Raw genomic sequence first — 9,313 nt, 5'->3', positions numbered from 1 at the left:
GATCGCCCGGTCCTCGGCGAAGCTCGCCTCGTGGTCCCGGACCTTCTCCGCCCCGGGCCAGGCCCGTGCGCCAGGGGCCTGGTCCGACCCCAGGCCTGGCGCCGCTCCGCGACGAATGACGTAGCTGACGCACGACGGAAGCGGCCGGGGGAGCCGTCATCGGCGGCATTCCGTGAGGGCGCGGCATCTCTAGCGTCGGGTGTGGTGCGCGGTGTCGGCATCATGAGGTCGTCGCCCGCGCGGACGAGCGGACACGAGGGCGCTGACAGGCGCACGAGGAGGACACATGCTCGACGGCAGGGTTGCCGTGGTCACCGGATCGGGCCGCGGCCTGGGCCGGTCTTACGCCCGGGCGCTCGCCGCGGCGGGCGCGTCCGTGGTGGTCAACGACCTCGACGGGGACGTCGCCGAGGAGACCGCGAAGTCGATCGTCGACGCGGGTGGGTCGGCGGTCGCCGAAGTCGGCGCCGTCGGCGGTGCGGAGATGGCGCAGGCACTGGTCGACAGGGCCGTCAGCGAGTTCGGCAGGCTCGACGTCATGGTCACCAACGCTGGTGCGCTGCGGGACAAGACGCTGAAGAACACCACGGACGAGGACTTCGACCTCGTGGTGAACAGCCACCTGCGGGGCACGTTCACCTGCGGTCGCGCCGCGGCTGCGCGGTTCCGTGAGCAGGGCGAAGGCGGCAGGCTGATCCTGGTCGGGTCTCCGGCCGGGCAGCGGGCGAGCTTCGGCCAGACGGCGTACTCGGCCTCCAAGGGTGCGATCGTGGCGATGATGCGCACCTGGGCGGCCGAGCACGCCAAGATCGGCGTGACGGTGAACGCCATCGTGCCGACCGCCCTGACCCGCATGGTCGCCACGATCCCCGGCCTCGGCGAGCTCGTCGACGCCGTCGACCGGGGCGAGCCGATTCCGGAGAGCGTCCGCCGCCGTGGCCTCGGCTCCCCGGACGACGTCGCGCCCGTGATCGTCTACCTCGCGTCCGGGGCGTCGGCCGAGGTCACCGGGCAGGCCATCGCCGCCGGCGGCGACCGGATCGCCCTGTGGACCCACCCCAGCGAGGTCGCCGAACAGTTCCACGTGGGCGGCTGGACACCCGACGCGGTCGCCGAGGCTTTCGCGGGCCCGCTCAAGGGCGAGCTGCCCGAGTACCTGCCCGCCCCGCTCGACCTCGGAGGGAACTGACATGCCCAGGACCGCCCACGGCGTCGACGGCGTCCGTGCCCTCCCGCTCGGTGAGGAACTCGGCCAGAGCGACCTGTACGAGATCACCCAGGAGGCCGTCGACAAGTTCGCCGACGCCACCGGGGACCACCAGTGGATCCACGTGGATCCTGAACGGGCGAAGGACGGCCCCTTCGGCGGCACGATCGCCCACGGCTACCTCACCCTGTCCCTGGTGCCGCGGCTGCTGCCGGAGATCCTCGAGATCACCGGCTTCAGTCTGGTCGTGAACTACGGCTGCGAGAAGGTCCGCTTCCCGTCCCCGGTCCCGGTCGGCAGCAAGGTCCGGGCGACCGCGGTGCTCGACGAGGTGACCGAGGTGAAGGGCGGCCTGCAGCTGGCCATCACCATGACGATCAGCGTCGAGGGCGCCGCCAAACCCGCCTGTGTGGTCACCTTCCTGACCCGCCAGCTGATCTGAACCCAGCAGGTCGGAACGCACTCTCCCCGGCGCCGCCGGTCTTCGGACCGGCGGCGCCGTCGTCTTCAGGAACCCCAGCGGAGCTCCGGTCGGCGCCATGGATTCACGTTCGACCGAGGATGTGACCGAGCCGGACGGCGTTGGGGCGAGGGCCTCGACCTCGCCCTCGAACTCGGCCGCCGTCCTGCCGCCCGTGGACGGTCCCGCCACGCCGATCGTCTCCTCGCTTCCTCTCCCAGGGCCCGCCGCGCGTCCGCGACCGCGACGGACCCGACGTCAGGACGATCTGACGACGAGGTGACTCACGAATGACCGGACCCGTCCGGAGGCATGTCCCACCGCGTCTACGTCATTCGTCGTGAACCTGCGCGAGAGGCCTCCGAAACAGGTGCTCGGGCTCGAAAACGTCCCGGTCGCGTGCCAGTCTTACCGCCTCATGGAGGAGCAGAGGGCGGCGCGGCCCCGCGGCAACCTGCCGACGGCCACCAGCAGCTTCGTGGGTCGTCACGGCGAGCTCGCCGAGGTCAAGCGACGCATGGAGGCCTCACGGCTGCTCACACTCGCCGGGCCGGGCGGGGTCGGCAAGACCCGGCTGGCGATCCAGGCGGCCGCGTTGGCCCGGCGTGCCTTCCCCGATGGTGTGTGGATGGTCGACCTCGCTCCGCTGGAGGACCCGAGCCGGCTGGCCGACACCGTGGCGGCGGCGCTGCAGGTCACCGACCAGTCGAGCAGGCGGGCGAAGCGGCAGCTCGTCGACCACCTCCGGGACAGGTCCCTGCTGATCGTCCTGGACAACTGCGAGCACGTGATCGACGCGTGCGCGCAGCTCGTCGACCAGCTGACGCACGAGGTGGCGGGCATCCGGGTCCTGGCGACGAGTCGCCAGCCGCTCGGGATCTCCGGCGAACAGGTCATGCCCGTGACCCCGCTGCCGGTGCCCGACCCGGAGGGGCCGCTGCACACCGACGACATGAAGCGCTACGAGTCGGTCGCGCTGCTGCTCGACCGTGCCACGGCGGTGCAGCCGTCGTTCGAGCTCTCGGCGTCGAACGCCCAAGCCGTCGCCCGGCTGTGCTCCCGGCTCGACGGCCTGCCCCTGGCCATCGAGCTCGCCGCGACGCGTCTGCGCAGTCTGTCTGTCGAGCAGATCGTCGGGCGCCTCGACGACCGTTTCCGCCTGTTGTCGCGGGGGAGCCGGTCCGCCCTGAGCCGCCAGCAGACCCTGCGCGCGCTGATCGACTGGAGCTTCGACCTGTGCTCGGAGCAGGAGCAGCTGCTCTGGGCTCGTCTCTCGATCTTCCCCGGGACGTTCGACCTCGACGCGGTCGAGGGAATCTGCACGGACGAGGACATCGACGACGTGTCCGTCCTGGACCTGCTCGACGACCTGGTGGCGAAGTCCGTGGTGGCCGTCCATCCCGGCGACGGAAGGGCTCGCTACCGACTGCTCGAGACCATCCGTCAGTACGGACGCGAGATGCTCGTCGCGAGGGGTGAGGACGAGGTGCTGCGGTGTCGGCACCGCGACTTCTACCTGAACATCGCCGAACGCGCGGCCGACGCCTGGTGTGGCCCGGAGCAGGCCGAGATCCTGAGCAGGCTGCGCGCCGAGCACGACAACCTGGGCGCTGCTCTCGACTGGTCGGTGGCCACCCGCGGCGAGGAGGATATGGCGCTGCGCCTCGCCGTGGCCTTGAGGTATCACTGGCTGCTCGGGGGGTTTCTCGCCACCGGGCGGCGGCGGATGGACCAGGCACTCGTCGCAGCGCCGGGGCGGTCGGTGCTACGTGGACACGCCCTCTGGGTCACCGCGTGGATCGCCCACGTGCAGGGCGACCGCGATGTCGCCGACGCGCGCACCGAGGAGTGCGCGGAGATCGCCGAGGCCGCCCAGGACCCCCATCTCCGGGGGTACGCCGAGCTGCTCAGGGGGACGGGCACGTTGTTCAGTGGTGACCCGCACGGCGCCGTACCTCGTTTCGAGGCGGGGATCGCCGCCGTCTTCGCCGCGAGCGACACCGCCGCGGAACTGTGGGGCCTGTTCCAGCTCAGCGTCGCGCTCTCCCACGACGGGCAGAGCGGACGGGCCCGCGAGGCGTGCGAGCGGGCGATCACCACCGCGGCGGCGGCGGGGGAGACCTGGGCCCGCTCGGAGGCGTTGTGGGCGTTGGCCTTCGACCACTGGCTAGTCGGCGATCCCGACCGCGTCGCGACCGACCTCACCCTCGAAGGGTTGACCTTGACCCCCGCAGGCAACCAGGTGAGCACGGTGCTGGGCGTCGAGCTCCTGGCGTGGATCGCGGCGTCCCAGGGCCGAGCGGACGACGCGGCCCGCAGGCTGGGTGCGGCCGAGGCGATCTGGCAGGCGTTCGGCGCGAACGTGGACGGCTTCGGGCCCGTCTTCACCCGGCACTCAGCGGAGTGCCGGGAGATCGTCGCCGTGGCCCTCCCGGCGTCCGAGCTGCGCGACCTGTTGGCTGAGGGCAGGCGCTACTCGGACACCTTCGGCACCGCCCCGGCTCACGAGCCCGTGACCGATTCGGCACAGACGGCCCCGGGCGGGACCGCGGCCGACGTCCTCACCCCGCGCGAGTACGACGTCGCCAAGCTGATCGCGAAGGGCCTCACCAACCGCGCGATCGCCGACGAGCTCGTACTGTCCCGCCGGACCGTCGACGGTCACACGGAGCGCCTCTACGCCAAGATCGAGGTGTCGAACCGTGCGCAGGTCGCGACCTGGATGGCCCAGCACGATCGGCCGTGACACCCGCACGGGCTCCCAACGCATGGGGTGACGGAGTGGGGTAGTTCACCCCTAGAGACCGGTTGGCCCCCGCTGCGAACGTCCCCTGTGACGCGTACCACGAGCGTAGGGACAACGATGACCTCTGTTGCGAACGCCGAGCCCACTGCGGCCGACGGCATCGGGCGGGCCGGCGTGAAGGTCGAGCCCGGCCGCCTCTTCATCGGCGGCGAGTGGGTGGACTCGGGCGGCGACCGCCGCAGCGTGTACGACCCGGCGACCGGCGCCGAGATCACCACGGTCGCCGAGGCGACCACCGCGGACGTCGAGCAGGCGGTCGGGGCCGCCCGGGCCGCACACGACTCCGGCGTCTGGGCCGGGCTCCCCGCCCGGGAGCGCGGCCGGGTGCTGATCCGTGCGGCCGGTCTGATCCGCGAGCGCAGCGAGGAGTTCGCTCGCGTGGAATCTCTCGACACCGGAAAGCCGATCATGTTCAGCCGGATGATCGACGTCTCCACCGCGGCGGAGATGGTGGAGTACTACGGCACTCTTGCGGGCTCGATCGAGGGCTCCGTGCGCTCGACCGGCGCCCCGATGATGGCGTACACCCGGCGCGAGGCGCTGGGCGTCGTCGCGGCGATCACGCCGTTCAACTTCCCGTTGGTGCTGTCGGTCTCCAAGATCGCCCCGGCGTTGGCCGCCGGGAACGCGGTGGTGCACAAGCCGTCCGAGGAGACCCCGCTCACGGCCTTGCTGATGGCAGACGTACTCCGGGAGGCGGGAGTGCCCGCGGGCGTCTTCACCGTCCTCACCGGTGGGGGCGAGGCCGGGCAGGCGCTGGCGAACGACGAGCGGATCGACAAGGTCGCCTTCACCGGCTCGACCGCGGTCGGCCGCACGATCGCGGCCCGAGCGGGGGAGAACCTGCAGCACGTCACGGTCGAGCTCGGCGGCAAGTCGGCGAACCTGATCTTCGCCGACGCCGACATCGAGGCCGCGGTGAACACCGCGATCAACGGGTTCGTCTACAACACCGGCCAGTTCTGCATGGCGGGGAGCCGGCTGCTCGTGGAGCGGCCCGTCTACGAACAGGTCGTCGAGGCGATCGCGGCGGCCTCGGCGTACGTGCCCGTCGGCGACCCCTTCGACGAGGGGACCGTGATCGGCCCGATGACCGGGCCACGGCACCTGGAGAAGGTGCGGTCCTTCCTGCGTCGGGCGAAGGCGGACGGGGTCCGTGTCCTGGGCCCCGGCGCGGACGGCGCGGAGGAGTCCGCCGGTGGCTGGTTCGCCCGCCCGACCGTGCTCGCCGACGTCGCCCAGGACTCCCCCTTCGTTCAGGAGGAGATCTTCGGACCGGTGCTGACGGTGCAGCCGTTCGACACCGAGGAGGAGGCGGTCCGCCTGGCCAACGACACCCCGTACGGCCTGGCAGCCGGCCTGCAGACCGGCGACGTGAAGCGTGCCCACCGGGTCGCCGCGGCGCTGCAGGCCGGGCTGGTCTGGGTGAACGGGTGGGGCGTTCTCGACGTCGCCATGCCGATCGGCGGCTACAAGGCCTCCGGCTACGGCCGTGAGTGTGGGCCCGAGGGCCTCGACGAGTACCTGCAGACCAAGTCCGTCCTGATCGGACTGTGACGACGGGAGTCCAGTAGTGCACATCGACATCGACCGCGGACGCTGCGAGGGCTACGGGGTCTGTGTCCAGTCCGCTCCGGATCTCTTCGACCTAGACGACGAGGGCGACCCCGTGATCCTCCGGGCGGACGTGGACGGAGACCTGACCGATGCGGCTGCGCTCGCCGAGCGCTCCTGCCCGATGCAGGCCGTCCAGACCACCTGAGCTCCAGCACCCGACCCGGCAGTGCCCTGCCGGACGCGAGACCCGAAAGGATCGACGTTGACCACCACCGAGGCATCGCGTTCCACCTATTCGACCGACCTCGACCTGTTCTCCGACGAGGTCCTGCTCGACCCGTTCCCGCACTACCGCCACCTGCGCGACCTGGCGCCGGTCGTCTACCTCAGCAAGTACGACCTCTTCGGTCTGTTCCGCTACGACCAGGTTCGCACCGCGCTGAACGACTGGGAGACCTTCAGCTCCGCCCAGGGCGTCGCGCTGAACCCCATCGCCAACGAGGCGTGGAAGGACTCCATCCTCTGCATGGACCCGCCGCGCCACCGCACGATCCGCAAGGTCTTCGACGATGCCCTGCGGCCCAAGTTCGTCCGGAAGGTCGCGGGAGACCTGGACGTGCAGGCCCACGAGATCGTCGACGAGCTGCTCGCCCAGGGCGAGTTCGACGGCGTGACGGACTTCGCCCACCGGCTGCCGGTCAACGTCGTCATGGACCTCGTCGGCTTCCCGCGGGACGAGAACCGCAAGAAGATCCTCGGCTGGGCCGAGGGCAGCTTCAACTTCGCCGGGCCCTTGGGTGACCGCCAGACCGCGTCGCTCCCCGGTGCGCAGGCACAGCTCGAGTACCTGATCAACAACGCCTCGGTCGACAAGCTGCTCCCGGACAGCTTCGGTCGCGTGGTGTACGGCGCGGCGGAGAAGGGTGAGATCACCCAGGAGGAAGCCGTCACGATGATGATCGGCTACGCCAACGCCGGTCTCGACACCACGATCAACGCCGTCGCCGCCACGCTGTGGCTCCTGGCGGTCAACCCGGACCAGTGGCAGGCCGTCCGGGACGACCACAAGCTGGTGCCGAGCGCGTTCCTCGAAGGCATCCGGATGGAGTCACCCGCCCAGTTCTTCTCGCGGGTCACCACGCGGGACGTCGAGATCGAGGGCATCACCATCCCCGAGGGCTCGCGGGTCCTGCACTCCTACGGCTCGGCGAACCGCGACGAGCGGCACTACCCGGACCCGGACCGCTTCGACGCCGCGCGCAACCCGGTGGACACGATGGCGTTCGACAACGGGGTGCACACCTGCCCCGGCCGGACGTTGGCCTCGATGGAGGGCCACGCGCTGTTCAAGGCGCTCGCCGAGAAGGTGTCGTCGATCGAGCTGGTCGAGGCGCCCACCTGGATCCCCAACAGCATCACGCGCGGCCCCTCGACCTACCGGGTCCGCATCTCCTGACCGACCCCGGTCCCGGCCGGCCCCGACCCCGCCCCGGTCGGGGCCGGCCACCCCTCCGATCCGCCCCCGCCCGAGACAGGACACGCCCATGCCCACCCAGACCACCGCCGCCGTCGTCGAGTCGCCGGGTGCTCCCTTCACACTCGAGCAGGTCGAGCTCGACGACCTGCGCCCCAACGAGGTCCTGGTCAAGATGGTCGCCGCCGGTCTGTGCCACACCGACCTGAGCGTGCACGCCGGCTACATCCCGTTCGCGCTGCCCGGAGTGCTCGGCCACGAGGGCGCAGGCATCGTGGAGGCCGTGGGCTCCGCGGTCACCCGGGTTGTCCCCGGCGACTCCGTCGCCCTGTCCTTCACCTCCTGCGGCAGCTGCCGACACTGTCGGTCCGGCCACCCTGCGTACTGCACGACCTGGGTGCCCGCGAACATGTTCAACGGGGGGGTCCGCGCGGACGGCAGCGCCACGGTCAGCCGCGGCGGCACCGCCCTCGGCGGCCGGTTCTTCGGGCAGTCCTCCTTCGCCGCGCACGCCGTCGCGGACGAGCGCAGCGTCGTGAAGGTGGACTCAGACCTGCCGCTGGAGCTTGTCGCGCCGCTGGGCTGCGGCGTGCAGACCGGCGCGGGCACCGTGCTGAACATCCTCAAGCCGCCCGCTGGCAGCACCCTCGCCGTGTTCGGCACCGGCGCGGTCGGCCTCTCGGCCATCGCCGCCGCGGCGCTCAACCCGCTCGCCGAGGTCATCGCCGTGGATCGCGTCGAGAGCAGGCTGTCCCTGGCCGCGGAGCTCGGCGCCACCCGCACTATCAACTCCGAGGACGAGGACGTCGCGAAGGTCCTGGCCGACGTCACCGGCGGCGCCGGACTCGACTACGCCATCGACACCACGGCGAACATGGGAGTCCTGCGTACCGCGGTGGAGGCGCTTGGCACCTTCGGCTCCGCTGCGGCGATCGGTGCTGCGCCGCTCGGCACCGAGATCGCCCTCGACTACACCGGTCTGCTCGTCGGCCGTTCGATCGTCGGGGTGACGGAGGGCGACTCCGACCCGGAGACGTTCATCCCGCTGCTGGCCACGCTCTACCGGCAGGGCCGGCTGCCGCTGGACAAGTTGGTGAAGACCTACCGGTTCAGCGAGATCAACCAGGCGGCGGCCGACGCCCGCGACGGCACGGCGATCAAGCCGGTGCTGCTGTTCGACCAGAGCTGACCCGTCCGCCCCACCGGGTGGGTCGCGCTCCCCGCGACCCACCCGGCCTCGTTGGAGTCCTCCATGACGAAGAAGTCACGCCTGTCCGCCGCGGACCCGCTCGTCGACCTGGTGTCGGCGGCGGGTACCGCCGCGCGCGAGCACGGATGGGACGCTGTGTCCCGCGCCGTGACCGACACCTTGACGGCCGCCCGCGAGGGCCGTCCCGCTCCCGCCCCGGCCGAGCTGGGGGGCGTGTTCGCCGCGGTGGCCGCCGTCGGCCGCAGCAGCTGGACGCCGATCATCGCGCCGCTGGTCACAGCCCTGGTCGCCGGGGTCAAACAGCCCGTGGCGGACAAGCGCGGCTGGGCGGACGACCCGCTCGGACGGTCGCTGGAGATCCCGATCGCCGAGCACCCGGTCGGGCCCCTCTCGCGGGCCCGGCAGCGGAGACTGCTCGCGGTCCTGGGCAGCGCCCAGATCGCCGGGCTCGCCGCCGTCGTGACCAAGGCGCCGCCCGCGAAGCAGGCCTTCGGCGTCGGGATGATGGCCCCGGGCGGCGGCTTCCTGTACACCCGCGATCCGGCGCTGTTCGCGGCGTCCCTCGTGGCGTTCGCGTTCAGCCTGTTGCTGTGGTTCGG

General features: G+C 71.5%; 8 protein-coding genes. All 8 read left to right on the top strand.

Annotation, left to right across the window (positions count from 1 at the left end; all coding sequences use genetic code 11):
• The first annotated feature begins 286 nt into the window (after positions 1–286).
• Positions 287–1,189 carry an SDR family NAD(P)-dependent oxidoreductase gene (locus H5J29_RS11170; protein WP_181780866.1) on the top strand — a complete coding sequence of 301 codons (903 nt, stop codon included), beginning with the start codon at positions 287–289 and terminating at the stop codon, positions 1,187–1,189.
• 1 nt (position 1,190) lies between these two features.
• Positions 1,191–1,649 (top strand): MaoC family dehydratase, encoded by a 459-nt coding sequence (locus H5J29_RS11165; protein ID WP_181780865.1) that lies wholly within the window; start codon positions 1,191–1,193, stop codon positions 1,647–1,649.
• A 436-nt stretch (positions 1,650–2,085) separates the two neighbouring features.
• Positions 2,086–4,413 carry an ATP-binding protein gene (locus H5J29_RS11160; RefSeq protein WP_181780864.1) on the top strand — a complete coding sequence of 776 codons (2,328 nt, stop codon included), beginning with the start codon at positions 2,086–2,088 and terminating at the stop codon, positions 4,411–4,413.
• A gap of 117 nt (positions 4,414–4,530) precedes the next feature.
• Positions 4,531–6,030, top strand: coding sequence for an aldehyde dehydrogenase family protein (locus H5J29_RS11155; protein WP_181780863.1), 1,500 nt, complete (start codon positions 4,531–4,533; stop codon positions 6,028–6,030).
• A gap of 16 nt (positions 6,031–6,046) precedes the next feature.
• The gene (locus H5J29_RS11150; RefSeq protein WP_181780862.1) at positions 6,047–6,235 is read left to right on the top strand and encodes a ferredoxin; all 189 of its coding nucleotides are present in this window, start codon (positions 6,047–6,049) and stop codon (positions 6,233–6,235) included.
• A gap of 57 nt (positions 6,236–6,292) precedes the next feature.
• Complete coding sequence (locus H5J29_RS11145) at positions 6,293–7,486, top strand: cytochrome P450 (protein ID WP_181780861.1); 1,194 nt, start codon at positions 6,293–6,295, stop codon at positions 7,484–7,486.
• An 88-nt stretch (positions 7,487–7,574) separates the two neighbouring features.
• Positions 7,575–8,693 carry an NAD(P)-dependent alcohol dehydrogenase gene (locus H5J29_RS11140; protein ID WP_181780860.1) on the top strand — a complete coding sequence of 373 codons (1,119 nt, stop codon included), beginning with the start codon at positions 7,575–7,577 and terminating at the stop codon, positions 8,691–8,693.
• 63 nt (positions 8,694–8,756) lie between these two features.
• The coding region (locus H5J29_RS11135; protein ID WP_220187262.1) for a hypothetical protein at positions 8,757–9,313 on the top strand (557 nt) is incomplete at its 3' end.

The organism is Pseudonocardia pini, from assembly GCF_013870575.1.
Taxonomy (GTDB): domain Bacteria; phylum Actinomycetota; class Actinomycetes; order Mycobacteriales; family Pseudonocardiaceae; genus Pseudonocardia; species Pseudonocardia pini.
The sequence above is the reverse complement of the archived record's forward strand: the minus strand, read 5'-3'. Positions and strand labels throughout refer to the sequence as shown.